The sequence below is a fragment of the Pseudobutyrivibrio sp. genome, from assembly GCF_015057185.1.
Classification (GTDB): Bacteria; Bacillota; Clostridia; order Lachnospirales; family Lachnospiraceae; genus Pseudobutyrivibrio.
This window is the reverse complement of sequence record NZ_SVEV01000003.1, coordinates 98,226-124,895: the sequence shown is the minus strand read 5'-3', so window position 1 is coordinate 124,895 and position 26,670 is coordinate 98,226. Positions and strand designations below refer to the sequence as shown.

Annotated in this window: 20 protein-coding genes; all 20 read right to left on the bottom strand. The window is 30.2% G+C overall.

Translation table 11 applies throughout. From position 1 onward, the window contains the following. Nucleotides 1-226: 226 nt before the first annotated feature. The 20 genes from asnB to E7276_RS02610 all read right to left on the bottom strand — a co-directional run bounded on the left by asnB (nucleotide 227) and on the right by E7276_RS02610 (nucleotide 26,663). The gene (asnB, locus tag E7276_RS02700; RefSeq protein WP_294213425.1) at nucleotides 227-2,047 is read right to left on the bottom strand and encodes an asparagine synthase (glutamine-hydrolyzing); all 1,821 of its coding nucleotides are present in this window, start codon (nucleotides 2,045-2,047) and stop codon (nucleotides 227-229) included. Nucleotides 2,048-2,189: 142 nt separating this feature from the next. Continuing rightward, nucleotides 2,190-3,170, bottom strand: a complete 981-nt coding sequence (locus E7276_RS02695; protein ID WP_294213423.1) for an acyltransferase family protein — start codon at nucleotides 3,168-3,170, stop codon at nucleotides 2,190-2,192. A gap of 1,096 nt (nucleotides 3,171-4,266) precedes the next feature. After that, nucleotides 4,267-5,286, bottom strand: coding sequence for a PseG/SpsG family protein (locus tag E7276_RS02690; protein WP_294213419.1), 1,020 nt, complete (start codon nucleotides 5,284-5,286; stop codon nucleotides 4,267-4,269). A gap of 23 nt (nucleotides 5,287-5,309) precedes the next feature. After that, nucleotides 5,310-6,452: a UDP-N-acetylglucosamine 2-epimerase gene (gene neuC, locus E7276_RS02685; RefSeq protein WP_294213417.1), complete on the bottom strand. Its 1,143-nt coding sequence runs from the start codon at nucleotides 6,450-6,452 to the stop codon at nucleotides 5,310-5,312. Beyond that, nucleotides 6,453-7,142: an acylneuraminate cytidylyltransferase family protein gene (locus E7276_RS02680; RefSeq protein WP_294213414.1), complete on the bottom strand. Its 690-nt coding sequence runs from the start codon at nucleotides 7,140-7,142 to the stop codon at nucleotides 6,453-6,455. It abuts the gene before it with no gap. Then, nucleotides 7,139-8,275 (bottom strand): GDSL-type esterase/lipase family protein, encoded by a 1,137-nt coding sequence (locus E7276_RS02675; protein WP_294213412.1) that lies wholly within the window; start codon nucleotides 8,273-8,275, stop codon nucleotides 7,139-7,141. Before E7276_RS02675 ends, E7276_RS02680 begins: the two co-directional genes overlap by 4 nt. Before the next feature lie 8 nt (nucleotides 8,276-8,283). Next, nucleotides 8,284-9,321, bottom strand: a complete 1,038-nt coding sequence (gene neuB, locus E7276_RS02670; protein WP_294213410.1) for an N-acetylneuraminate synthase — start codon at nucleotides 9,319-9,321, stop codon at nucleotides 8,284-8,286. A gap of 22 nt (nucleotides 9,322-9,343) precedes the next feature. Continuing rightward, complete coding sequence (locus E7276_RS02665) at nucleotides 9,344-9,976, bottom strand: acetyltransferase (RefSeq protein ID WP_294213407.1); 633 nt, start codon at nucleotides 9,974-9,976, stop codon at nucleotides 9,344-9,346. Between the two features lie 184 nt (nucleotides 9,977-10,160). Further along, nucleotides 10,161-11,366 carry a CDP-glycerol glycerophosphotransferase family protein gene (locus tag E7276_RS02660; RefSeq protein ID WP_294213406.1) on the bottom strand — a complete coding sequence of 402 codons (1,206 nt, stop codon included), beginning with the start codon at nucleotides 11,364-11,366 and terminating at the stop codon, nucleotides 10,161-10,163. A gap of 89 nt (nucleotides 11,367-11,455) precedes the next feature. Beyond that, nucleotides 11,456-12,031, bottom strand: coding sequence for a sugar transferase (locus tag E7276_RS02655; RefSeq protein ID WP_294213403.1), 576 nt, complete (start codon nucleotides 12,029-12,031; stop codon nucleotides 11,456-11,458). 154 nt (nucleotides 12,032-12,185) lie between these two features. Then, nucleotides 12,186-13,709, bottom strand: coding sequence for a murein biosynthesis integral membrane protein MurJ (gene murJ, locus E7276_RS02650; RefSeq protein ID WP_294213402.1), 1,524 nt, complete (start codon nucleotides 13,707-13,709; stop codon nucleotides 12,186-12,188). Beyond that, on the bottom strand, nucleotides 13,702-14,811 hold the full coding sequence (locus E7276_RS02645) for a glycosyltransferase family 4 protein (RefSeq protein ID WP_294213400.1): 1,110 nt from the start codon (nucleotides 14,809-14,811) through the stop codon (nucleotides 13,702-13,704). The genes murJ and E7276_RS02645 overlap by 8 nt, the downstream gene beginning before the upstream one ends. Nucleotides 14,812-14,878: 67 nt before the next feature. Then, the gene (locus E7276_RS02640) at nucleotides 14,879-16,030 is read right to left on the bottom strand and encodes an O-antigen ligase family protein (protein ID WP_294213397.1); all 1,152 of its coding nucleotides are present in this window, start codon (nucleotides 16,028-16,030) and stop codon (nucleotides 14,879-14,881) included. Beyond that, the gene (locus tag E7276_RS02635; RefSeq protein WP_294213395.1) at nucleotides 16,023-16,865 is read right to left on the bottom strand and encodes an aldolase/citrate lyase family protein; all 843 of its coding nucleotides are present in this window, start codon (nucleotides 16,863-16,865) and stop codon (nucleotides 16,023-16,025) included. The genes E7276_RS02640 and E7276_RS02635 overlap by 8 nt, the downstream gene beginning before the upstream one ends. Then, entirely contained in the window at nucleotides 16,856-17,926 is a 1,071-nt protein-coding gene (locus tag E7276_RS02630; protein ID WP_294213394.1) for an acyltransferase, read from the bottom strand. The genes E7276_RS02635 and E7276_RS02630 overlap by 10 nt, the downstream gene beginning before the upstream one ends. Nucleotides 17,927-17,935: 9 nt before the next feature. Beyond that, nucleotides 17,936-19,021, bottom strand: a complete 1,086-nt coding sequence (locus E7276_RS15160; RefSeq protein ID WP_442960437.1) for an acyltransferase — start codon at nucleotides 19,019-19,021, stop codon at nucleotides 17,936-17,938. 371 nt (nucleotides 19,022-19,392) lie between these two features. After that, on the bottom strand, nucleotides 19,393-20,421 hold the full coding sequence (locus tag E7276_RS02625; protein ID WP_294213392.1) for a hypothetical protein: 1,029 nt from the start codon (nucleotides 20,419-20,421) through the stop codon (nucleotides 19,393-19,395). 4 nt (nucleotides 20,422-20,425) lie between these two features. Further along, on the bottom strand, nucleotides 20,426-22,315 hold the full coding sequence (locus E7276_RS02620; protein ID WP_294213391.1) for a hypothetical protein: 1,890 nt from the start codon (nucleotides 22,313-22,315) through the stop codon (nucleotides 20,426-20,428). A gap of 64 nt (nucleotides 22,316-22,379) precedes the next feature. Beyond that, complete coding sequence (locus E7276_RS02615; RefSeq protein WP_294213389.1) at nucleotides 22,380-25,589, bottom strand: LTA synthase family protein; 3,210 nt, start codon at nucleotides 25,587-25,589, stop codon at nucleotides 22,380-22,382. Nucleotides 25,590-25,712: 123 nt separating this feature from the next. After that, nucleotides 25,713-26,663 carry a glycosyltransferase family 2 protein gene (locus tag E7276_RS02610; RefSeq protein WP_294213387.1) on the bottom strand — a complete coding sequence of 317 codons (951 nt, stop codon included), beginning with the start codon at nucleotides 26,661-26,663 and terminating at the stop codon, nucleotides 25,713-25,715. Nucleotides 26,664-26,670: the final 7 nt, after the last annotated feature.

The window sequence follows — 26,670 nt, the reverse complement described above, 5'->3', positions numbered from 1 at the left end:
TAGTATTTAATGAACAAAATAAGGCTGTCTGAAAGCCCTTGTATGCTGCTCCAAGTGATTCAGCTAATTATGTTGAGACTATATTTTTTAGGCCACCTTTAGATAGCTTGTTTTCTATACGCATTTTATTGGATAGCATCTAATCTTTTTTATACTAATACCTTATAATATATATCCCCGTGAACGATAATGGTGCTCTTTATTTTTTATAATAATTAAAGATAACCTATACTACATCAATCAACTTTGGTGGTTTTACATATAAATCGTCAATATATATTCTATGCCAAAGTTCAATAATAAATAATAATCTTAATTGTCTTGTGTAATTTTCCTTTTCAGCGACATGGGCATCTAGCATTTTTCTGGTAAAATCTGGATCAAACAACCCTCTATCTAGTGTTCGTTCAGAAAGCAAAACACCGTACATCATATCTCTCAATGAATCTTTAAACCATTCACCTATTGGCACGGTAAACATTTGTTTTTTTCTATACACAATATTCTCTGGCAATCTTTTTGAAGCAATTTTTTTAAACAAATATTTTGTGACACCATCCTTTATCTTTAATGAAGAAGGTAACGATGAAACATATTCTACCAATCGATAATCCATAAGCGGCATTCTGGCTTCCAACGAATTTCCCATCCCCATCCTATCTGGTTTAACAAGATTGTTTCCTTCTAATAATAGTTTTGTTTCCAAGTATAAGATTATATTAATATTATCAATCGTCGAACAATCATCTCTTATTTGGAACCTATCCATAATGTTCTTAATATATGATAAAGTATCTTGACTACTATGAATTTCATTCATTTTCCCCTTATATAATGATTTTTTTAGTTCATTCGAGAAAACGCTATTTGTTTCAAAAAAAGATAAAATACTTTTGTTATCAGAATTTGCATACTTTATATATTTATCATATCCTCCAAATAATTCATCTCCACCATCTCCTGTTAATACTGTTTTCACATGTTGGGCCGTCATATTAGCTAAAACAAAAGATGGTAAAAAAGAAACATCTCCGTGCGGATTGTCGTTTAACCATATTGTGGTTGGTAGATATTCAAAAAACTTAGAATCTACAATTTTTTCATGATGATTTGTTTTTAAAATCCGAGCAACTTCTCTTGAGTAAGGGCTCTCGTCATATTTTTTTTCTGCAAATCCTATACTAAAAGTATCAATATTATCTACATGAGATAACGCATTAGCAACAACAAACGAAGAATCTACTCCACCAGATAAAAAAGCACCGACTGGTACATCACTTCTTAATCGTATTTTTACAGAATCATCTAATAAACTATCGATATCTTCCAAAGCTACTCTTTCAGGAATATTATCGTTTTCATATGTGTAATTCAATTGTAAATCCCAATATTTGTTCTTTTTAATTCCTGCGAAAGATATAACCATGTGTTCACCAGGCATTAATTTATAAATATTCTTAAATGCAGTCATATCATTTGGAATATAATTATAAGATAATATATAATCTAACGCCGCATAATTACACTCTCTTTTGAAATCACTACAGGAAATAATACTCTTAATTTCTGATCCAAAATATAATTTCCCATTAATTAGAGAATAAAACAATGGTTTTTTCCCTAAACGATCACGATACAAATGAAGAAGTCTTAACCTTGTATCATATAATGCAATTGCAAACATTCCATTTAATCTGTTGATAAAACTGTCGCCATACTCTTCATATAAGTGAACTATAACTTCGGCATCGGATTTTGTTTTAAAAACATGCCCTTTGGATATTAACTCCGTTCTAAGTTCTATATAATTGTATATTTCACCATTACATACACAGATAAGCGAATTATCCTCATTATAAAGTGGCTGCCAACCACCCTCTAAATCTATTATACTGAGACGACGCATTCCAAATGCACATACGTCAGAATAATATATTCCCTCTCCATCTGGGCCTCTATGAACTATAACATCAAGCATTCTTTTTAAATCTGCTCTATTTATTCTATTTTCCGTTCCAAAACTATATTGTCCTGCTATACCGCACATCCTATAAATCTCCTTATTTTTCTACTATTATCATTTTTTATTTATTATAAAAATAGTCGCATATTATTTTATATAATAATATGCTTGAAAATACTATAATCTACTTAATTATAAAAGTATAATTATATATATTGAATTTAATTCAGCGCTTTTTAATTATGGAAAAACTCTTTCTTGCCAAATAACCATATGCAATTGAAATAATAATTGAAAGAAATATAATTATAAACCATCTATAATTTGATAGTGATTCCTTGTATCTACTTTTTATTATCTCAAATATTAAACAATGAATGAGAAATATTTCAAAAGACTTTTGACCAAGCTTCTTAATCAAATCTAATACTATCTTCGTTACCCAATATTCATCTCCTTTTTTCCCAAAGATCGATATAATTATGCATAATGCTGGTGCAATAATTATAAAAGGGTACCAATACAAACCATTATTCCAAATATATCCGGGTTGATTCATCCTAGTGATTTTTAATAACCATCCCGCCGCCAATATTCCTAACGAAACTATTGGCCACTTTATAGCATTCACACTAGTCTCATCATATTTTGCAAATATCATTCCCAAATAGAATATAGGTAATCTTGATATAACAATTATACGATTATAATCATTATAGAAGCATGACGTCATAGTAACCAACACTAACAATAAGCCTACATTATTGAACAATATACTCTGCTTTGTAAAACTCGCTAGATACGGTGTTAATATATAACACAATATAATAGCTGTTATGTACCAATTAAAATAAGTACCACTTGATGAGAACCCCTGCACACCTATTAAATTGCCAAATATAGATTGAATCGAAAAATCTCCTTTGTTCAACCTATATGTAATCCATATAATAATGAAAGGGACATATAAGGGGGCGAGCTTATCTATACATCTTTTTAGAAAAGCAACAGGTAATTCATCGCGTAGGTACGATTTATAATTTCCAATCCCAGAAGCAAATAGGAATATATCACAACCTCCATATCCAAATTCTTTTACAATATTCAAAGAACCATGAAAATCTATATTTGTATGAAAGATAATTATCCAAATTATAGCTATCCCTTTCCATAAATCGATATAGCTAAATGCGTCTTTTAATCTCATAAATCAATTTTTACCTCTAATAATTGTCACTTACTAGACAAAACATTATATTAAAAATCTAAAAATATGCGGAGTATAGCACCACAATCAATCAAAATAGCATATTCTTTAATATCATGAACACTATAAAACTATATCGTAATTTTTACAAAACTCTTTTTTCGTTAAAAACTCTTGTTAAAATTATATTTCCTAAGATACGATATACACCACAAAAAAAAATCCGGATATATGATTCTCATAAAGAATACTTATCAGACAATAATTGGAAATCACAGGTTATTGTTAGTTGCACATAAAACTCTGAATAGGATAGAGAGAATGATTTCTAAAAACCTGTACCATTTTCCTAGAAATCAATTGGATGATTTTTGATTCATCAACGCTATTATACATAATCTAAAATTAAACTTTTAGTATTGACGATTATGTTTGTAGCTATCACTACAATTGTATTTAGACTAATACTAGGAGCAAAAAATATTAAATAAACTTTGCGAATTATACTATGGATATTGCAAAATTCTTCATATCTTGTAACATTTCTCCATTAATTATTATATTAGATTTCACAAAACTATCATTTGTAAGCAAATGAGGACAACGTCTTTATATCATTCATATTCTGTGAAGACAAATATCTTTCAAACAAAATATTCATGCACCTACTAAAAACAAACTGTAGTTTCTGACATCTGTCGTGATTGATACAATATTTTATAGATTTATACTCTACTAACAGACTATTTGTACTCCCTGATACATGCTCTATTAGCTACATCATCAATGCATAGTATTGAATAAACAAGTTATATTTACCCTACTTATGTTCAAGACCCTTTTCTGTAACCATATATATTCATATCCTATACTAGTAGGCCTTATGATGACCATCTAATAAAGCATTTCTATAATTATTAAGTCATTAATATATCAGCGCAGGTTGCAACATCACAAACAGTTTGTACTCTGCAGCACCCCAATCCACGATTATTCTTTTATTTAATTCTTATTCTATCAATATATCTAAACTACCATCGAACAACTAATCTAATAGTACATCAATAATTTACATCCCGTATAGAAACTCCCATTTCTACTTTAAGTTTCTTTCTAAAACATCTACAATTCTCTTAGCACCCCACATGTCAATATACTTTTTACTATTAGTTTTCAACCTATTCACTAACTCTTTATTATCTAGCATTCGCTCCACTTCTGTTTCAAGATTGAAAATGAAACACTCATCTCCGCAATTTCCTAAATTTATAGTAAGTCCCAATTTAGCGAATGCATATGATGAATGTATTTGATTATTGACCATATAGTATGAAATAGTTGGTATTCCCCATGCAACTAACTCATATAGCGTGACACCTGATGCAGTTATTGCAACGTCTGTCAACCTATATATTGATGATAAATCCAATAATCCATAATGGATAATTATATTTTTATACTCTTTACTAATTCTATTAATTTCGTCATAATCTCCATTCATTTCCCCAACTATTATATGTAAAATGTGTTTCTGCAATACAGTGCACATATTCATATTTTTCAATAGCTTTAATGTTACATGCGCTGGGTCAGAACCACCCGCAAAAAAAGAAATATCAATACGACTTTTTTTTTCATTAATTCCTTTCGAAATACGCATTGGAAAAAATTTAGAACCAATTAACAATTTAGGCGTTGTGATTCTTGATTTTGAATATAAAGCATAATAGTCATTTTTACTAACATCTATGTGATAGTTCAAAATAACATCTACCGGATAGGGAAACATTAATAAATCATCTATTAAAATAGTGTAATAATTTGCACTTATCGTACCCAAAAAGGATCTATTAGCATTATGTGAATCTATTATTACCATTTCACAAGCTAACTGCTCTAACAAGTTTAACACTCTGTTTTCACACTCTTTTCTGAAAAGTCCGTTGATAACATATGCTTCTAATTCACATTTGCCTAATAAAGATTCTAACTCATCATTTACAATCATAGCAACAGAATCCCCACGTATAATAATTTCCTGCGCTATGCTTAAACACCTAAAAAAATGACCCGTTCCATTACTATTACTACCATCACATATAAAAGTATATTTCATTACAAATCCTTAAACAGTATTATCTACAAGTCAAAAAATATCTTGGGTTGATTAGCTCCATTATCACATATTTCATCTAAAATTTTCAACGTAACCTTATAATAGTTAATTGCTGCATTTTCCTTAAAATATGGATTATTTATTTGAATTCCGTTTTCATTTATCACTCTAGATATTGCATCTGAAATCGTTTTAGCATCGCACTTTACATCGATAACAGAATTTCCACGTATCCTGCCAGCCTGTCTTTCTCCAATATTAATTGTGTATATCCCCAACGATGGTGCCTCGATTATTCCAGATGATGAGTTTCCAATCAATGCCTTTGAATGTTTTAGCAAATAATGATACCCTGACGTTGTCAGATTTTCATAATAATAACAATTCGAATTTGATTCAACAAATTTTCTCACTTTGGCCCTAATAATATCTGAATTTGTGTCTGCATTAGCTCCTATAAATACATATTTATATTCACTATTCTTTTTAATTGCATTTAAAACTTCTTCAATTTGTTTTTCAGTGCTTACATTCGTTAAAGTTTCCGGATGGAATAATACTACAAAATATGATGAATTCTTTATCTTTTTTATGCAAGAAGGCACATCCTCGCCTATATTGATACAATTTTCTGCCCCCAAAGAACCTAAATTAAAAACCCTTTCAGGATTTTCTCCCAGTTGTATTACCCTTCTTCTATACTCTTCTGTGGCAGTAATATGATATAAACTCATCTTAGTAATAGAATGTCTAATAAACTCATCATAGTTACCATATGTTGCTTCCCCTCCGTGAATATGCAAAATCGCCACTCTATTCATTGCAGCAGCTATTGCGACAGACAACATTTCATATCTATCACCTAGAATAATTAATAAATCCGGCTTATTCTCAGTGAAATATTCTCCAAATTCATCAAGTGCAACTGACATAGCATGAATCACTGCTTTGTTATTAATAGTTGAAATAGGAATCTCAAAACTCTTTTCAACTTTAAATCCATCTTTATAAATTAATTCTATTTGCTTACCATACTCCGCACTCAACAATGAACCTGTAACTAGCAAAGATAATTCTATAGATTTATCATTATTAAGCAAATCTAAATATTTACGTACTATACCATAATCAGCTCTAGACCCCGTGACAAATGACACCTTCTTCATTTATTTCTCCATCCTTTTTCTCTCTTCCATGCACAACAATGCAAATTTATAATCCAGTTCTGTATCTACATCTACTGAATCCAAATCATTCATTATATATGCTAGCGATTTTGCACCAAAAAAATGTTTTTGTGCAAAATAAGCTTCTATTTTTGCAATAAAAATTGAGCCATTTGGCACGTAGTCTTTATAGCTCTGTCGTCTATAATTTGCATAATCTACATCAAAATACTTTAATGAAAGATCCTTGTCTATTGGATTAACCAGCAACCTACTATGCTCTGCCTCTTTTACCGAAACAAGGAAATCATAATCATTATATCGTTCCTCAAATAATTCAATCGCACCTTGTATATGTTTATATGTTCTTAATGGAGACGTCGGCTGCAATAAAACAAAATAATCATGATTATGTTCTATCTTGGTGTATAAGTCTTTAATTACCATATATGTTGTTGCCAAATCATTTGATACTCTTTCATCTCGATATACTACATCTGCTCCATATTCTTTTGCAATCGAACCATACTTTGTTGAATCAGTCGACACTATAATCTGACTAAAACAATTTGAATCCATTGCTGCTTCTATCGAATATGCCATCATAGGCTTGCCATCAAAATCTATAATGTTTTTATCTTTAATTCCTTTTGAACCAGATCTAGCTGGTATAATTGCTATTTTTTTCATAAATTCATTTTTCTCATTTCAAATTCTAATCTTTCTCTTAAAACATCGTACCCCAATTCATTTAAATGCAAACCATCCAATGTGTATTTCTCATCAAGTAATCCAAACTGATTATCCATAAAACAAGTATCTATCCACTTCACTACATTCTTGAGATGTTTTTTTAGTTGGCGGTTCAATTCGTCAATCTTAGCATTATTTCTATCTAATCTACCATTAACATGCATACATGATAAGAAAAAGATTACTGACTTTGGACTTTCATTCCTAATGTACTCTATAGTATTTTCAATACTAGTGACAATTTTGTCCAACGTATAATCCAAGACTATATCATTTGTTCCATGCATCACAATACAAATATCATCATCACATTTTAGTTTTTTTGTTTCCAATAAATATTTATTATACTCGAAACTTGAAATTCCAGAAATACCGCAATTTCTTACTTCATAACCAAATATAGATTGCAATTTCCATTGTGCGATTTGGGAATGTCCAATAAGACAAACTGACTTTTGTTTCGATATCTCGCTAAACGTTTTATTCTTTTTATTTATCTCATTTTTTATCGCATTATCTAGTATTAATCTATTATTTTGCTTTCTCTTTAGCACTAACGCCAATTCAAAATCGTTATTACTATTAATTACAACTGCTTCTATACTAGGGACATTATATAACATTACATCTGAATGCTGCTTCATTCCTCCTTTTGATATTATAAAAGCATTAAATGTCCGTTCCTCCACACCAGTGTAATTAGAAATATCTTCTCTATTAAAATCTACAATTGCCTCACTACGTGAGGAAATTATAGTCTTATTAGAAAATTTTCTAAAAGCTTTTTTTATTGTTTTTGCTGATATTAAAGGTGCTCTCCCACTGATACAAAAGTAATCCTCTTGTAATAGATTTCTCTGTATTGTACTGAATATACAAATCTTTGGATACATATTCTGACAATAATTAATTATCCTTTTTGACTCAGTAATGATAATAATATCTGAGAATACTCTCGCACTTATTACAGAATCAATAACATATGCAAAACAAGGCTTCCCCCATAAGTTTAATTCTAAATAATTATTACTCAGAACGTTATCCACTCTACAATCAATTAAACAAATCATATTTCCCCCTATTGTTGCCAATAAACCCCTTCTAATTCAATAAGCTCATCTTCTAGAAAGTCTTTTTGTGCCTCCTTTCCTATAACATCATACCATTGCATTGGACTAATTCCATTCCCTGGACGTTTACATGTAATATTATCAGGCGTAAAGAATTCTCCCTTTTTAATATCTCTAAGTGCAACTATTGATTTTCTAGCAACTATCTTATTCTTAAGTTCAGATTCTGTAACTTTTTTTCTTCCATCACCAAGCATACTTTCCACTCTGCGCACATTCTTAACCAGTTCCATCAACTCGTTTGGATTGACAGATGCCTTATGATCTGGTCCTGGAAAATTTTTATCTAATGTAAAATGCTTCTCTATTAAACTAATTCCTATAGCTGATGCAGCTATAGCCGCAACACATCCCTCGGAGTGATCCGAAAATCCAACCGAAATGTTAGGAAATGATTTCTTTAAATCGTTTATAGCTAATATATTTACATCATAATCAGGAGTCGGATATTCAGTATTACAGTGTAGTAATACTAATTCTTCTTCTTTTGTCCCCGCATTTTTTAGCACATTTATACAAGTTTTAATTTCTTCTTTTGATGCCATTCCTGTAGAAAGAATAATTTTTTTCTCACTACATTTAATTGCCCCTATCATCTCTAAATATGGCAAATTCGTTATCTCTCCAGATGGGATTTTCCATAAATTTTGTCCTATTGAACATAAAAACTTTATTGAATCTATATCAAATGGGGTAGAAAAAGCAATAAGCCCCAACGATTCCGCATATTCTTTTAATTCAACTATATCAGCATAACTCAACTCAAGTTTTGATGTCATTTCTAGCTGAGTATCAGATTCTCCTGTTGTTGCTATTTGATAATCAGCCTTTGGTGCATACTTGGAGATGAGACTTGACGCTTTAAATACCTGAAACTTCACCGCATCTACACCACACTCTTTTGCTGTAAGTATCATTTTTTTTGCCAAATCCTTACTACCATTATGATTGCATCCTATTTCTGCTACAATAAATATTCTTTCCATATTATTCTTTATGAGCTTATTTTTAGCCCAACATAGCTCCTTCTTTTATTACTTTAGCTGGAACTCCAGCTACTGTGACCCCATCATTCACATCTTTTATCACAACTGCCCCCGCACCAATTGTTGACCACGAACCAATTTTCTTTTGACCAATTGTAGTTGAACTTGTTCCTACAAAAGTCCCCTCTCCTATAATTACATCTCCATTAATAACAGCATTTGTTGAGATATTCGCATGATCACTTACCTTACACCCGTGCTCTACTAATGACTTTGTGTTCACAATACAATTATCACCTATAACAGCCTTGCTATTTACAACCGACATTTTGCCGAAAAAACAACCATTTCCTATTTTTGCCTCTGGTGAAATAATCGCTGATCTATCAACAACATTTATTAACCTAAGATTCTTAGATTTTAATTTATCGTACCACAATTTTCGACGTTGATTATTTCCTATCGCTATAAAATAAAAATATTTTTGAGGACATTCTATTTCATTTAATGACTTCCATTTTATTTCATATCCCAAATGGTCTTTACTATTTGAAAATTCGTCTAAAAACCCATCGACTCTATAATTATAATAATCTATAGAATCCAATACTGACTTAGCATATCCTCCTGCTCCTATTATGATTAAATGTTCCATATCTAATTTTGATAGTACTATACTATCCCTTTCATTTATATACTATACTGTTTAAAAATCTATTTTTCTATTGACCCTATATATATCCAAATTACATATGCCCACTTGATTAACTGTAAAATCATTGTATTAAATCGTATGCTACTCTAAAACATTACTCTAATACTATTTATTGTCAATAAGTTTAATGTTTTATGTCATATTCTAAAGCCTTTAAAATAACCTCATTAATATTCTCTGCTGCATTTTTCACAAATTCAAATTCTCTTTGAGAAGATTTTAATTTTCTATATTCAAAACTATTATTATCAAGTAATTTATCAATATAAAATTCTAATTCTTCTTCTTTCCTACAAGTAATTGCAAGCCCCATTTCCGTATAATCTAATGGAAAAGTTCTGTTTTCAAAATTTACTACAATCAAAGGAATTCCCATTAACGCCGCTTCCATACCTGTAGTTGAAAATGTTGTAATTACTAAATCCGATATATAGTAGAACGGTTTTGCTTCAATTTTAGTAACAATCACATTTTCATCGTTTAGAAATGAATATGTATTTATATTCTGATTTGGATGAAGCTTTATTATAAATAACACATTTTTCTTGTTTTTTGCTATTGATATTAAACGCTTTATATCGTCAATTTGATTAACTCCATTTTCAGAAAAAAAAGTCACTACATTCCTGTACTTTTCTGAATTAATTCTCTTTTTTACATCATATATAAATTGATTTGATATTTTTAAATTTTCTTCAAATACAGGTTGACCAGTAATAAAAATTGACTTTTCTGAAATATTTTTTCGGGAAATTGCAAATTGTTTGGCCCAGCTATTCATCACACATAGAAAACATGGATAACCTATTTCATCTGTCACTGGCAAATCATTTATTCGAACCACTGGTATTCCTAATCTTTGAGCTGCCAAACCTGTCGCCATTTCCATTCTCGGACTTGATGTAACCACACAAACATCTGGTTTTATTAATTCTAAGTAGGTTACTAATGATTCCACTGGCAAAAAAGCCTTTCTATTTTTTTCATAGAATTGCTTCTCGGCACTTTCTCTCCCCAAATCGTTTATTAAATCATACATTCCTACTCCATAGTATGAAATTGTATGATTTAACGGAATCCCAAAATTTTTATCGTGGTATTCAGTTCCATACAATTTTCCATACTCCACTATTTTTTTATAATAAGGAAGTCTTTTAGCAAAATCTTCAATAGTTATATGCTTTATTCCTGATTTTTGAAGTTGCAATGGAGCACCAGTTAATGCTAAATATTCAATTTCTATATCAGTTTCTTTATTTAGTCTCTCATATACCGACTTTATTATATTGCAATGTCCACCACCATAGGAAACCATAAATACTTTTTTCATAACAAAATCACACCTTATCCTATATTATCCATATATAATTATCCATTTTACTGAATATTCTACTCAACTCAAATAGAATCATTTTATATCTAATATGAATTACTTCTACTAATCACTACTTTTATAGTCTTAAGTATTATTAATAAGTCAACACAAAATGAAATATCTTTTACATATTTCAATTCCCACATTCTTTTCTCTTCCAAACTCAAGCTACTACGGCCATTAACCTGAGCATAGCCAGTTATACCTGGTTTCACATCAAACATTCCTGATTTAAAATCGTTCTCTGTATAGTTTTCATAAACACCAGGACGATATCCAACCACACTCATATCACCTTTAATCAAATTTACAATTTGTGGTAATTCATCCAAACTGGTTTTTCTCAATAATTTCCCAACCTTTGTTATTCTTGAATCTTCTCTATTCGTCTGTTTAGGACCAATTTTCTCTGCATTTTTTACCATTGTCCTAAATTTATATATATTAAAAGGTCTGCCATATTGACCAACGCGTTTTTGCTTAAAAAAGACCGGCCTCCCTTCTGCTAAAACTATTACAATTGACAGAACTATTATAAGCCATCCCAAGAGGAACAGCAAAATAACACCTATAATTAAATCCAGTATTCTCTTTATTACTCTTCTGTATAATGAATTCATATTTATCTTTATGAAATTAATTTGATAACAAACTAATCTATATTCCTTTCCATTTGTTTACTTTGAAATTACTAAACAAATTATACTCTAAAATAATAAACTCGCGCGCTCTCCCGACTTATCTATTATGCCTCAGTATTACCTATTTTGATTACTAATTCCTTTTTTCAAAATAGCATAACACTTTATTTTCAAGAATCACTATTTCTTCTATATGTAGAAATTTGAGCATTATATAATAGAATAATAGGTAGATTAATCCACCTACAACAAGCATAATATATTTATTTATATCCAAAAAAACATTTATTAATATAACAAGTATTACTGGAATAGTATTAGATAGTAATATTTTGATAATCCAATGTTTTAAACTAAAAATTTTATCAATATGAATATATCTATTGAGTCTATAAAACAAAAGCGGAACTATACATATTGCAGACAAACTTGTTGCTAACGCCAAACCAGCGACTCCCATTACCCCAACTATAAAAATATTTAATGCTACATTTATTACTATAACAAGCACACTTATCCAAAGCGTAAACATTGTGTCTTTTATTGCATAGTAAAAATTAAACAATACATCTCGTAAAGCAACCGCCATAATTCCAATTGCATACATTCTAACGGCACTCGTTGTCATGGCAACAGATACTGTATCAAACGCTCCTCTTTCAAATAAAACACTTGTTATCGGCTCAGAAAAAATAATTAACATAATAGCCACAGGGCAAAACACCATAACAATGTATTTTAAAGAGGCAACTATTGCTTTTTCTACATCATTAATTCTTTTTTTGGCAACCATTTTAGAAACCATAGGGAAAAATATGGTAGTTAGTCCCGTGTTAAACATCATTATTACAAAAGTTCTGATTATATTCGAATAATGAAGTGCCGAAATACTTCCGTCAGGCAACGAGGAAGCAAAATATTTATCTATATATCCGTTAATCTGAGTTATTAGTGTACTGACGGCGATAGGAATTAATAGTTTTATTAATAAAACTATATAATCTTTTTTTACATAAAGAGAATTAAAACGATATCCTACACTATAACTCATTATAATTAGTGCAATCAAATAGAATATATTTGCAAAAACAAAACCTATAGTCAAAAAAACTGGACCTAAAAAACTTGCCAGTACAGTGAATATTATTTGAATAGAACTATGAAATAGCATACAAATTGCGGCTTTAGAAAAGTGGTTGTTTGAATTTAAGTAGCATATATAGATATTAATCAATGTAACTAATAATAGGTTCCACATTGAAATTTTTAAATATTTAGCAGTTCTATAAACCATTTCATTATCAAATCCTGGTGCTGTTAGTTTTGTAATACTAATAGCATTAAAGGAACATATAACAATAATAACCCCACAAATTATGGTCATTAATACAACTAAATATGAGACAAAACCTACACCTTTTCTTTTCCCATCTTTTATTACAATCTCATTATATACTGGAATTAGTGCAGTACCTACACATGTTATAAATCCCAATATTATAGTTGGTATGTTCACCGCGATAACATACATGTCAACCTCTTTAGTAGTTCCAAAAAAATATGCAATTATCAGTTCTCTAAAAAAACCAAATATTTTTGAAACTAACGTAAACACTGTAATAACGGTCGCTGTTTTTAGTATACTATTCTTATTCATATAATTTTTCTTTATTTTTAGATTTACTATAAATAATTCTTTCTAGTGAATCTACCACTTTTGAAAGTGTATATTTTTCCTCTACTATTTTTCTTCCTCTTTTACCATATTCATTCCTTTTTTCTGAATCAAAGGATAATTCTACAATTGCATTTCTAAATTCCACCTCATCATTTACTAGTCTTCCTGTTTTTCCGTCAATTACAATATTCTGAATCCCACCAATGTTTCTAGCAACCACTGGTGTGTTAGCAGCCATCGCTTCAGTTAAAACCATTCCAAACGTTTCTTGGTCTGGATAATGACAAAAGATATCAGTAGCAAACATTATCGAAGGAATGTCCTCTCTTTTTCCAACGAAAAATACTCTTTCCTTATACTCTTTAAGTTTCTCTTCTATTATTACCCTTTTTTCTCCATCGCCTACGAACAAAACTTTTAGTAACGGGTTCTTTTTTAAAATATAAGGCAAATTATTGGCTATTATATCTTGTCCTTTTGTCGTTTTATCATCTAACCTATTAAACATTGCCACAGATGTCAATAACACATCCTTACTGTCTATCCCCAACTCTTCTCTTATTCTCAACCTATCATCTTTATATCCATCATACTCTGGCAAGTATATTGTGCTTGGGTAAACAATATGAATTTTGTTTTCCTTAACACCAAATGAAATCAATCTTCTCTCCATGTACTCAGATATTGCGACATATTCAAACGGGAAAAACTTTAAATAAGCTTCCTTTCCTTCTCCAACCACCACATCTATGTATAATATATTCTTAAATAAATTTCCTACTTTTGTGGTGATTGTTGATAATAAATTAAATCCCAATACCACTTCAATCTTCTCTTGTTCTACTATTGAGTGAATTTTCATGGAGTTACTTATAAGATTTAATATCCTATGAGAAGAAAAACTCATATCATCTATAGTATATTTTTTAAAACCTTCATTACATATAATATCATCTAACTCTCCCTTTCCACCGCAGAAACAAACCTTATGACCTCTTCTTTTTAACTCTTTTCCAAAAGTTAAAGCATGCATCCCAGGCCCATGCATTTTGAAAGCATCTCTTACTATTAGAATGTTCATTTTAAACGCCGCTCTTTCTATAAAATATATTAATCTTTTCCTTAATTGTTTATATATCTAACTACCCTTATACAACTTTTTTCAACATCTGTCCCACAAAAATAAACAACATTATTCCTACACGTATATCCCCCCACAAATAATCAACCATACCATAAATAATAAATGGTATTAATATTTCAATATAAAGCTCATCATTATTTTTTTTAGCTTTAATAGCCTTAAAAATTAATGTCATAACCATCGCAATCGTAACTACAAAACCAATCAATCCCAATTCAATAAATGGTTGCAAAATAATATTATGAGAATGCACTGCTACAAAACCCTTTATTCCAAATAGTGGATAAACAACCGAAAAATTTCCTGCGCCAGCTCCCAATAACAGACCATGATGTAATCCATATTCAATTGACTTTTGGTACAACACTATTCTTATTTTATTTGAAAAAACCTTTCCACTAAAAATGGTCATTAATTCATTCACATAGTTATGCAAATATATAGGCATAAAATTAAATGCAAGATATGCGAATAGTATTAACAGTACTCCTATTATTGTCTTTTCATGGTTATTAGGATTTTTTTTTCTATTCTTATATATATAACAATATACACCGTACAACACCAGTAACACAAATATTCCCCTAGACGCCGATAGAATAATACCGATGATCAAAAAAAATTGAAGAAATCTATAGATTTCTCTTGGAGCAGCTTGCATATTTTGTATTATATTTTCTATACAAATTACATATATTAAATCTATTACTGCGAAGCAATTAACCGTCGGAATAATATCCAGCAAATTACTATAAAAGAATTTACCAATCACAAATATAATATTCATTATCAAAACGCCAATCATAAAACTCAAATAATTGACTTTTTCAAACACATTATTATGGATAAATATCTCTATTACAATTATGAACACTAACCATGTTATTGCCTCTTTAAAGGCAAGATATACATTTTTTGAATATAACGAACTAAAGAAACACCCCCAAACATATATAAATAACAGTATTTCTGTACTATTAATATGAATTATAATTCTTCTATTTTTTAGAAAATCTAAAAACACTATCACCAAAAGAAGCAGTAAATTAAAAAATGCTGGCAAAAATAAAAACGTACATAAAAAAACATCAATCAAACACTTTTCTAAACTAATTCTATGCTTGTATATATCAGATGTTATAAACCCACTATTCATTATCTGATTTTTTCACCCCTTTTATCTCTCGAACAATATCACCTACACATAGTTTAATATCATTCATATTAGATTCAAACTCTGTCTCAGTCATTCTATCTATTTTTGATTCTAACCTTCTTATTGCTTTTACACCTTCTTCAAACTCCTTAGAAATTCTCTCTAAATCCATATCTAAGGTATTACAAAACGTTCGAGATAAAATAACCATACTAGAACCTAATCTATAATGTTCTAATAATATTTTTTCTGCCGGAATCTTTCCTGCCCCCATCTTTGCTATTCCTCCAAAACCATAAGGAATGTTATATCTTGATATTTTATTACACAATAACTCTACGGTTCCATTTGCTAATAATTCAAACATAAAGTCTTTTTTATACGCCAAGTGAAGGTCATTTAACCCTATATGAATTTCATCAAATCCTCCCTGCCTAAGCACTTCATCAAGTAATTCTACTCCCTCTTTTGTTTCCAATAGCAAAATTGTTTTACATCTTCCATTAACTTCATCCAAAAAAGATTTTACTTCATCTATTGTTTTCCAATACGGCAACATAATAATATCTGCTCCAGCAGCGATAACACGATTTATCTCTTCTTTTGAATTATTATTCCAATGATTAATTCGAACTAGCAATTCAGACTTGTTAATATAAGGTCTCATCACCTGTATATCTTCTATTGTGTGGTGAGATTTCACTGTATCTAACCCTGGTTGTCTAACTTCTTTATCAAGTTCTTCCAAGTCTATCCATATTCTATCTACACCATTGCTTTGAGCAATTTGAGCAACATCTACATTATTTGTTATATACATTAATTTTAGTGCCATAATCTACTATTTCCTTTCATGATTATAATCGCATTTCTTATAGCTACAATGCAAATATCAATGATAAATGAGATAAAGAAAGATATTAAAAATACTACAAACGATATAACTGGAATCGAGATGAGTGGATTAAATATTACAGGTGTCACACTAAAACGTATGTTTAAAAGTTCAATTATTAATGCATGTACTAGATATATTCTAAATGAATATTTAGCTACTTTTTCACAAAATTTATATACTATTTCGGGAAACACTTTACTTTTAAACCAAACATATACTGCTACAGATTCCGCCAAGACATTAACACAAAAATTATCATAATACCTGCTACACGGTTCGTTCGTCTTTATAGCAACAATCCAATCAACAACAATTGTAAACACAAATCCCATTATTCCTACTATATAAACTACTAATTTCCCTCGCTGTTTAATACATACTTTTTCTATACAATAACCTAAAATAAAATAACTTGAATACCCTAATACAATTGAAATATTTATATAACCCAAAATAGTTTCAAAAACACTAGACAAATCGCGAATCCTATAACTTCCAAAATCACGTAATAATAGTATTATCTCGGGTATCAAAAAAGAAAAAATAAACGCTAAAAGCAAATAATAATAAATACTTTTCATAGATAGCACTAATTTCTTTAGTAATGGTATACTCATATATAAACCTACTATCATAAACATATACCACATGTGATGATGTCCTAATATTAAAGCTTTTATAATGTTAAATTTTTCTTTATTTCTTATAAAAATTGCATATATAAAGGACCATACAATAAATGACTTAACAATCCTAAATACATATTTTTTATATATCTCTTTCGTAGATATATTACGATTCAAAAAAATCGCCCCACTAATCATTACAAAAACTGGTACACACCACCTCACTATGCTGTCATAAAAATTATACACTCCCCATTCAAAACTATTTACTTCGGTGGTATACCAGTTTGTTGCACTAACATGTAATACTATTACAGCAAATGTTGCAATTACTCTTAAACAATCTATATGATTAATTCTTCTATCGTCCATTATTCTTACCTAGTTTTTTAATCTCCTTAATACATCTTTAATACAATCATATGAACAATTCACAATATATGATAATAGCAATGAAATAATTGCATTACATACAACAGCAAATGGTATAAAGATTACTTTACTATTCCAAATGTCAAGACTATTAATTTTCCTATAAATAAAGACATCTAAAATATACGATAGTATAAACGCTCCAAATGTAAGTTCTGACGTCAATCTCAATAATTTTGTGGATTCCTTTTCACTAAAAATCTTTAAAACAATCAGGAATATTAACACTGAATTAGCAAAATTTTCAAATCCCCACCACTCTTGCCAACATCCCCACTTGAAAATCCCATCATAGCTCTTCCAAATGTTGAAGCTTGTAAACAAAATCAACAGTACAATTAAACACCCTATCAATCTTATAGCATTAATCTTATGAACTGAAATATATTTCCTAAAATACGCACCAACGTAATAGTACATTATAGGATATATTCCCGTCCAATAATCAGGTATCAAAAGAGTATAGTTTTCTTCTCTAGTCCAAGGTCTCAAAAGAGTATTTATACTTGATAAATCAAACATGTTACAAAAAGTTGGCACAACAGATAGAAATACTAACACAAATATCAAAAGCCTAGCTGCATCTACTTTCAACACTCTCCATAACGTATTAAGAAAAGGTATAAGCAAATATAGCCCTAGATACATTTCAACATACCAAGAATAGTAGTCATATCTTAGTATACTGGCAACCAGATTCGAACAACTCATACTAGTATTTTCTATTTTTTGGAACAAAAATATTAGTACCATACATACAACATATACATAAATGATTCTCTTAATTCTAGAATAAAAAAGAATGGTACTATCCCAACCAAACTCTATCACTCTTTCCGATAATAAATAACCAGAAATCATTAAAAATAGAGGAACGCAAGTCATCGATAATGTTCTAATCAAAACTGATAGATACATTACATGACCTGTCACTCTTTCAGAATAAAAACCTGTATGCAAAAATGAATGAGCTGTAAGAACAAACAAAAAAGCAATTATTCTCAGTATGTCTAATGCAGCATTCCTTTTATTCATTATTTAGCTTGTATAATTAATTCATAAAAAAATTAATATACTTTCCTTTCTTTTTAATATTCTTGTCATAAGCATTACAAATATGTCTAATTATAACAATATATATAAACCAATATTTTATAAAAAATAGTTTCCACTATTACAGTCGAATAGCTCATAGAATATATGCTGTTAATGCCAAAACTATTATTGTGATTTATATTACTATCATAACTGGAATTGAAATATTCTCTCCTAAAAGTATAAGGATTTTTTTCTATATCAATCTCATAAAACAATTATTTCTTTATTATTTCTTGACAATCGATAGCTAGTTTTATGATTAAGATAAGAATAATATTCATCATTCATCAATATATTATCTTATATTTTCAAGATAAAATTTTTTTAGTTCTTGCTCGCTTTAAACATATATTTAAGGCAATAGACATAAAAAGTACTAGTCCAATCAGCGAAATCCATGTATAGTATTCAATACACAACACAACCACCACAAAAAAGTTAAATAAATTCCAATATGTAATTCTAGTACTACTTAATCTCAACTCGTCATCATAAAATGACCATTCATTTAACATTCTCACTGGCGTCATTGTTTCAAACCAAATTAGACAATTACCTGATAGCCTTCGAGCCATGCTATTAGAATATAATTCTTCTCTTTTAATTGTATAACAATTAAAACAATGTCCCGATCCATCCTCTGTTAAAACAGATGTAGTATAACAAAAAGTTTGCGGGCCAAGAGATGAAGCATATGCTGTTATTCCTCCTATCTCTGTACCTACCAATTCACAATCACTCCAACAATTAATAATACTCCCTAAAAAATTATCCGCTATCCCTCCAGCTCTATACCCCCCTACTGTCGCCTTATTAAAACAATTAATTATCCTTGCAGAAGACCCCACTGAATTACTTGCGATTGCTCCACAGCACCCTTTGAAGTCAAGGTTTCCTATGAATCCGCTTTCTATTCCTAAGTTTATTACCGTCCCACCTAATTTACCAAACAAACCATCATATCCTCCAGTATTGATATATAGATTTGAAATACAATGTCCATTCCCGTCTAGCGTGCCAAAAAAATATTGACCATTTTCGTATTTTCCTATTGGATTCATCGATATACCTGACATATCAATATCAGCTGTTAATCTAAAATATTGACCCACGTACTTGTTACCTGAATTTACTAGTTCAGAAAATTTTTCAAGATCCTCTCCATTTTCTATCAAATAAGGTGAATCAAATGTCCCATATCCTTCAAAATAATCGTATTTTTCATACTTAATTATTTTAGCCATAGCATAATCATATCCTTTTATGACTATATGCACAAACATTACAATTATAATGAGTAATACTAACTTTTCAATTTTAAATTTTATTCTTTTCATTTTTCTATTCTCCCACTTTTTGTACTACTGGAAGATGCCCCACTATATTAAGTTCATATAAATTATACCATTGCCCATTTCCAATATTTTTTTCTGTTAATACACTTAAATCTTGTGGTGTTAATTCTGAACACAATATAACATACTTTACTTTCGTAATATCCATATCGGGTGCATATTCCGAATAGAAGGAATTCAAATCACATGGATAATCAGCACTATAATGTTTAGTAGGATAATACCGAATTATATTTTTTGTATCTAAATATGCATCCCCTCGCCACATGCTCTGCGAATTGTTATTTCCATTGTCAATATCAATCAATAAAAATGTCTCATTTTTGTGATTTAACACATACTCTCTTAATTCCACTATACTAGTGTCTGTCAATGAATTCTCTGAAACAATAGTTTTATGGCTTTCTATATTATTAAAAATCTGTATCGGAATCCAAAACAATAAGAATAATTTTGTAATCCTGTAAGGACAATTAGCAAATACATAAATCAACCCACCAATTATACAAGCTATAATCAATGAAAACAGTATTTTGATTATATGTATATCAACATCGTTTCCGTAGTAACGCACCCAATATAGCATAGAATAGGTGGCAGCATTTTCTGCTTGAGCGCCTTTGTAGAATATTAAAACTGTCATCCAGAAGATTACCATAAATAAACTTAAGACTATGGTTTCCTTTAGAGAGCTTTCCTTTCGTAAATCTGCAGCCTTAAAAAATATGATAAGAATTGGCATATATAAAATGGATATATATCTGAACCATATTTGCGAAAAACCTTCATTATATCCATTATAACTATTATAATATCTTATATATGACAATCTTATTACTCCTTGCAGCAACATAATTGTCAAAAATATTAACCATATCAAGAATAGTTTTTCAAGCAAGTTAAATGACTTAAAAGAAGTAAGACAATATACTATCGGGATAATACAAAATGCTAAAATAAAACTAATAACCACATATAAAGTCGCATCAGCATACAAAGGTGACATACTATTAGTAGTAAACAAATATTTAAGTAAGAACACTCGAGTTGTTTGAATAAAGCTATTTGTTCCAATATATGTTAAAATAACAAACACTATCGCACTTATAATCACAATAATACACATCATAATGAACATATATCTAAATAGTTTTTCTTTTATTTCTCGGATTCTATTATATATAAATGCCAATATTCCAACCAAAATCTCAATGTATATAAATACACGTCCTGTATTTTTGGTATACCACGCCAACACTATAAAAAAAACTAGTATGACACTTCGCTGTATATTTTTCTTGAATGTGAAGTTTTTGAATTGTATTAACATATAATTTAAATATATTATCCACAAGCCTATAGGAATAAACACAACCTCTGACATAAATGATGCGCAATAATTCATATATGGCATAGTTAATGCAATAATCACCGACAAAAGCCTCTTCTTTTTTCCCAAAAGCATTTCTTTTGATAATAGATACACAGGAATTGCAGAACTACTTAAACTAATAGCATTTATCAAGGCAATTGCCCTAAATCTCAAACTAATATTTTTAATCAAACAAGCTGGTGCTATTAATATACTATAAATATAACGTTCTATTTCCGCTCCCAACCCCTCGATTCCATATATTGAATTTATTCCAAATCCATTTTTTATTGAATATGCTTTTTGCAAATAAACCCATTCATCCGTATGATACCTCTGTATTTTAAGATATCCACTAATAGAGGACCAAAAGGCTATGCTAACCAACATAAAAATAAAGACTAGCTTATATTCGGGAATATTACTTACTCTATCGCAAATTTTCCAATATGCTTTTTTTACCTTACCTGATGTCATATTCCTATTTTGGTTACTCCACTTCATTATTTTTCATCCTTATTTTTTATAAAACAATCCTATGTTTGATTGTTCCGAATACAATATAATATTACCAGTAAAAATCATTATACTTGGAAGAATACTTTGATATTTCTCCGTTTATCCAATCTAATCCCTTTTCCTCCATAAGAGTTTGTTTATCAGAAAACAAATTAGTACCTAACCCAAGCTTGTCCCCCTCTATATCAACGCCTAAACTAGCCAATGTAGTTGGGAACATATCCAATGTACAATATACATGAGATTTTTCTTCTAACCCTTCTGGCGCATTTATTATCGACACATAGGTTCTCCTATTATAGGATTCATCCACAAAATAAAAATCAGAGGACATGTACAAATGATCACCAGATATAATCACTGAGGTATTATCATAAAAATCCTGTTGCTCCAGCCATGTTAGGAATTCGCTTATTTGCCTGCTTGCACAATTTAAAACATTTGCATATTGATGTTCATAATTGTTCTCACACAAATCACACACATACCCATCTGTAAAATGTGTATCCACCGTAAGTAATGTGAAATTGAAAGGATGCTCATTACTTGAAATATCAATCAATTCCTTCTTAGCAAACTCAAATAACTTCTGATCCTCAAATCCCCACCATTCAAAATAATCTGATGGAATATCTCCACGGTCAATCGCAGTATAATAATCATATATCGAATAATCACCATGTAATTCGAAATATTCCTTTCTACCAGCGAATTCTCCATCGCTACCTATCATAAGATAATTATTGTAACCATTGTCTTTTAGAATATCCCCAAGCGCAACAATACCTGGAAAGGCACTTCCAGAATAATAATTCAATGGTATTCCTGCTGTCTGTCCTATCATGCCAGCTATAGTCCAACCTGAACCGTCAGTTACATATGCGCCATTAAGAACTCCCTCTTCACTAAAATTAATATTATCTAACGAAATCTGAGTTAGTTCTGGTATATAATCCTCATCCATTCCTCCACCACTACTTTTTCCTGCCGCAGACATTTCTCCTGATTCCATAAAAATATATATTAAATTCCTTTTCTGCTCAGGAAATACCAATTCAACATCATCTGGTGATACATAGTATTCATCATATAGAGTGGTACTTGAATTTCTGTATTCTATATATTGAGTTATATTAAAAGCCTCATCAAATTTTTTAAAAGCATGCATTTGCAATATAACCACCACAATTAAAAGTATAGCTATATTTAAATCTATTAATACTCTCGGCTTTACAGAATTAGAACTAAGTTTAAAGCATATCCTAACAAGCTTATAATAAGCAATAGCTATACATAAAATTGCTAATACTATCACTAATCCACAAATAACAAGAGGCTTGTAAAAAGAACTCCAATTAGTTCCTTGTACAGGTGATGATAAATTAAACAATAATTGATTAACTGAAATTCCTTCGTAGGAAGAAACTAAATAGGTAACTCCATAATTAAGTATAATAGTAACGATGTATATTATACAAAGAATAATAAAAAATACGATTCTAGCCATCCTATTATGCTCAAGTGTATACTCGTTTATCTGTAATCCTATAGTGTAGTCGTTTTTGTAAAGTATGATTAATATAAAACACACTATAATTGAAAAACAAACAAACATAATCAATGGTCTATAATTTGCTTCATTCAGAGGCTTAATATTACCATCTTCCACTTTCCATGAATTAAGTTCATACTCAGAGTCATATTCTGACACGCCTACATTCATCTTATCTACAACTTCTGATACAGCATTTTGAGAATCAAATATTTCAACCTCACAGTTATCTAAACTACCATCAAATGTGTCTTTATTACATATTTCTATATTTGAATAACATGAAGAAATATTAGCAGCATTATAAGATACTATTCCATATGTGTTATTATTGCCGTCAGTATTTATTACTGAAATATCTGTCACACAATTTACAATTGTTCCTCCGACAAAATTATCAGCTATACCACCTCCTCGTTCACTTGCTTTTATTGTTGAATCTATTACTGCACAATTTATAATTTTCGGTGAATCACAAGCATGGCTTGTAATTCCACCCACATACTCACCATTAACCTCTTCGTTTACAATTATCAAATTTAGAACAGTACCAGAAAGCTGACCAAATAACCCTGCATAGTCGTTTGTAATTGTTAAATTGCTGATTGTATGACCGTCTCCATCAAATGTTCCCCAGAAAAACCTTCCACTATCAAAAATACCGATAGGAGTCCATTCTACCCCCTTCATATCTATATCTGATGTTAATTTGAAATAACAATCTGCAAAATCAAATCCACTGTTTACAAGTTTTGCAAATAATAAAAAATCATCTACACATGTAATTTGATACGGTCTTTCACTTGATCCATCTCCTTGAAATGGAATGGAGATATTTTCCTTGCCCTCAAATGAAACTCCAGAAGATTCTTCTGACCACAGATATAATGTTTTTACGTTTATATTCAAAGACAAAATGTAATTGTTCAATGCATCAACTACTTTACCTATATCTTTTACATAATTAAAACCTTCTGATTCAATCTCGGCTTGATTTACCAATTTAATATTAGTGTAGTTGTTCTCAGACCTATAACAAACTGAACAAATGCCAGCAATTACACCTAAAGAATCTTTATTTATGTTTGACCAACAATTAATTATTTCACCGCCAAAATCATATGCAATTCCGCATGCACCTTGTGACGCATCAAACTCCACATTATCTACATAACAATTAACAACTCTAGCACTATTGCTAACTGTATACATTGCTAATCCCGCACAATATTCTCCAGAAAAATCTGAATCTTCTAGGCCTAGGTTGACAATTGTCCCGCCTATTTGGCCAAATAAGCTACTATAAGATTCTGTACTACAATGAAGATTTCGAATAACATGCCCACCACCATCGTATTGCCCATAAAAATAGTTTTCACCATCTACTTTACTTATTGGCTCCCAGTCAGTTACCTCACTTAAATCAAGGTCACATGTTTGCTCAAAATAAACACCTTTAAGGACAACACCTTGCGCTTCTGGATGTTTTTGATTAACATAAGTTTTAAATTCCAATAAATCATCCACAGAACTTATAAGATACGGTGATTCTGCTGTCCCTTCTCCCTCGAAACTAAATATCGATTCATTGTTTTGTTTGTTCTGTTTATTTTCTCCTATTTTCCATATCAAGCAAATAGTAATTAACAAACACATAATTACTATCAACATTTTTAAATTATGAATAACTCCTACCTTATTTACCATAACTTACTTTATAACTTCTCTAATCCTATATCTTACTATTCTCTACAGTTCTTTTTCCCTTAAAAAAGGTTGCAATCATGAAAATCTCGATTGCAACCTTTTCATAACTAATATAAATATTACTTATTCTTCTGTGTCAAAATTAATTCTCTTCTCTTCGACAACTATTGGCCTATTGATAGTTCTAGTATTAATATTTAATATATATTCTCCCATAAATCCCATAAATGTAAGCTGAATGGCTCCAAGTAAAAACATACCAATTACCATTGGTGCATTGCCAGCTGCAAAATCATTCCAATGTGTAAGTTTAAGAACAAGGTATACAATTGCCACAATGACATCGATAAATCCTACTATAAAACCAAGCCATGTCATCATTCTAAGCCCCACCTTTGTGTAGCTTGTAAAACTCAGCATAGCTGCATCATATAATGTATAGAAATTGTTGTGAGTAACTCCAGCTCTACGTTGTGGCTGCTCATACTCAACTATTTTGAGATTAAATCCCTCACCATACTCAGCTACAATACCTCTGATAAATGGAAGTGGATCTTTCAACTCTCTAAGAAGCATAACAAATGATTTGTCGTAAAGGCCAAAGCCAGTAAAATGCTCAATCATATGTACTGTAGACATCTTTTTAATAGTCTTGTAGTACATTGTTCGGAGGAAATATACAAAACCATTTTCCTTGCTGGTAGCCTTTACACCACTTACAATTTTGTGTCCCTGCTCCCATTCATGCACAAATACAGGAATCATCTCTACAGGGTCCTGGAAATCTGCACATACAGGAATTACACAATCTCCATCCAGCTCACATATTCCATGAAATGGCGAGTTAAACTGGCCAAAATTTGTTACGTTAAAAATAGCTTTGTGTTTTTTGTTTTTAGCACACACCTGCTCGATAAGCTCTCTTGTCTTATCAGTAGATGCATTATCTACATAACAAATCTCATAGTCATAATTTGAAAGCTTCTCTTTCAGGATATTTTCACAAGCTTCGCCTATCTGAACAATATTCTCTTCCTCGTTATAGCAAGGAATCATTATACTAATCTTTTTCATTATTAAA

Excerpts from the sequence above, each read along its gene's own strand:
- E7276_RS02610 (WP_294213387.1), bottom strand. The coding sequence starts at position 26,663 with ATGAAAAAGATTAGTATAATGATTCCTTGCTATAACGAGGAAGAGAAT.
- E7276_RS02695 (WP_294213423.1), bottom strand. The coding sequence starts at position 3,170 with ATGAGATTAAAAGACGCATTTAGCTATATCGATTTATGGAAAGGGATA.
- E7276_RS02630 (WP_294213394.1), bottom strand. The coding sequence starts at position 17,926 with ATGGACGATAGAAGAATTAATCATATAGATTGTTTAAGAGTAATTGCA.
- E7276_RS02690 (WP_294213419.1), bottom strand. The coding sequence starts at position 5,286 with ATGAAATATACTTTTATATGTGATGGTAGTAATAGTAATGGAACGGGT.
- neuC (WP_294213417.1), bottom strand. The coding sequence starts at position 6,452 with ATGAAGAAGGTGTCATTTGTCACGGGGTCTAGAGCTGATTATGGTATA.
- E7276_RS02635 (WP_294213395.1), bottom strand. The coding sequence starts at position 16,865 with ATGGCACTAAAATTAATGTATATAACAAATAATGTAGATGTTGCTCAA.
- E7276_RS02680 (WP_294213414.1), bottom strand. The coding sequence starts at position 7,142 with ATGAAAAAAATAGCAATTATACCAGCTAGATCTGGTTCAAAAGGAATT.
- murJ (WP_294213402.1), bottom strand. The coding sequence starts at position 13,709 with ATGAATAAGAATAGTATACTAAAAACAGCGACCGTTATTACAGTGTTT.
- E7276_RS02640 (WP_294213397.1), bottom strand. The coding sequence starts at position 16,030 with ATGAATAGTGGGTTTATAACATCTGATATATACAAGCATAGAATTAGT.
- E7276_RS02615 (WP_294213389.1), bottom strand. The coding sequence starts at position 25,589 with ATGGTAAATAAGGTAGGAGTTATTCATAATTTAAAAATGTTGATAGTA.
- neuB (WP_294213410.1), bottom strand. The coding sequence starts at position 9,321 with ATGGAAAGAATATTTATTGTAGCAGAAATAGGATGCAATCATAATGGT.
- asnB (WP_294213425.1), bottom strand. The coding sequence starts at position 2,047 with ATGTGCGGTATAGCAGGACAATATAGTTTTGGAACGGAAAATAGAATA.
- E7276_RS02620 (WP_294213391.1), bottom strand. The coding sequence starts at position 22,315 with ATGAAGTGGAGTAACCAAAATAGGAATATGACATCAGGTAAGGTAAAA.
- E7276_RS02645 (WP_294213400.1), bottom strand. The coding sequence starts at position 14,811 with ATGAACATTCTAATAGTAAGAGATGCTTTCAAAATGCATGGGCCTGGG.
- E7276_RS02655 (WP_294213403.1), bottom strand. The coding sequence starts at position 12,031 with ATGAATTCATTATACAGAAGAGTAATAAAGAGAATACTGGATTTAATT.
- E7276_RS02675 (WP_294213412.1), bottom strand. The coding sequence starts at position 8,275 with ATGATTTGTTTAATTGATTGTAGAGTGGATAACGTTCTGAGTAATAAT.
- E7276_RS02665 (WP_294213407.1), bottom strand. The coding sequence starts at position 9,976 with ATGGAACATTTAATCATAATAGGAGCAGGAGGATATGCTAAGTCAGTA.
- E7276_RS02625 (WP_294213392.1), bottom strand. The coding sequence starts at position 20,421 with ATGAAAAGAATAAAATTTAAAATTGAAAAGTTAGTATTACTCATTATA.
- E7276_RS15160 (WP_442960437.1), bottom strand. The coding sequence starts at position 19,021 with ATGAATAAAAGGAATGCTGCATTAGACATACTGAGAATAATTGCTTTT.
- E7276_RS02660 (WP_294213406.1), bottom strand. The coding sequence starts at position 11,366 with ATGAAAAAAGTATTTATGGTTTCCTATGGTGGTGGACATTGCAATATA.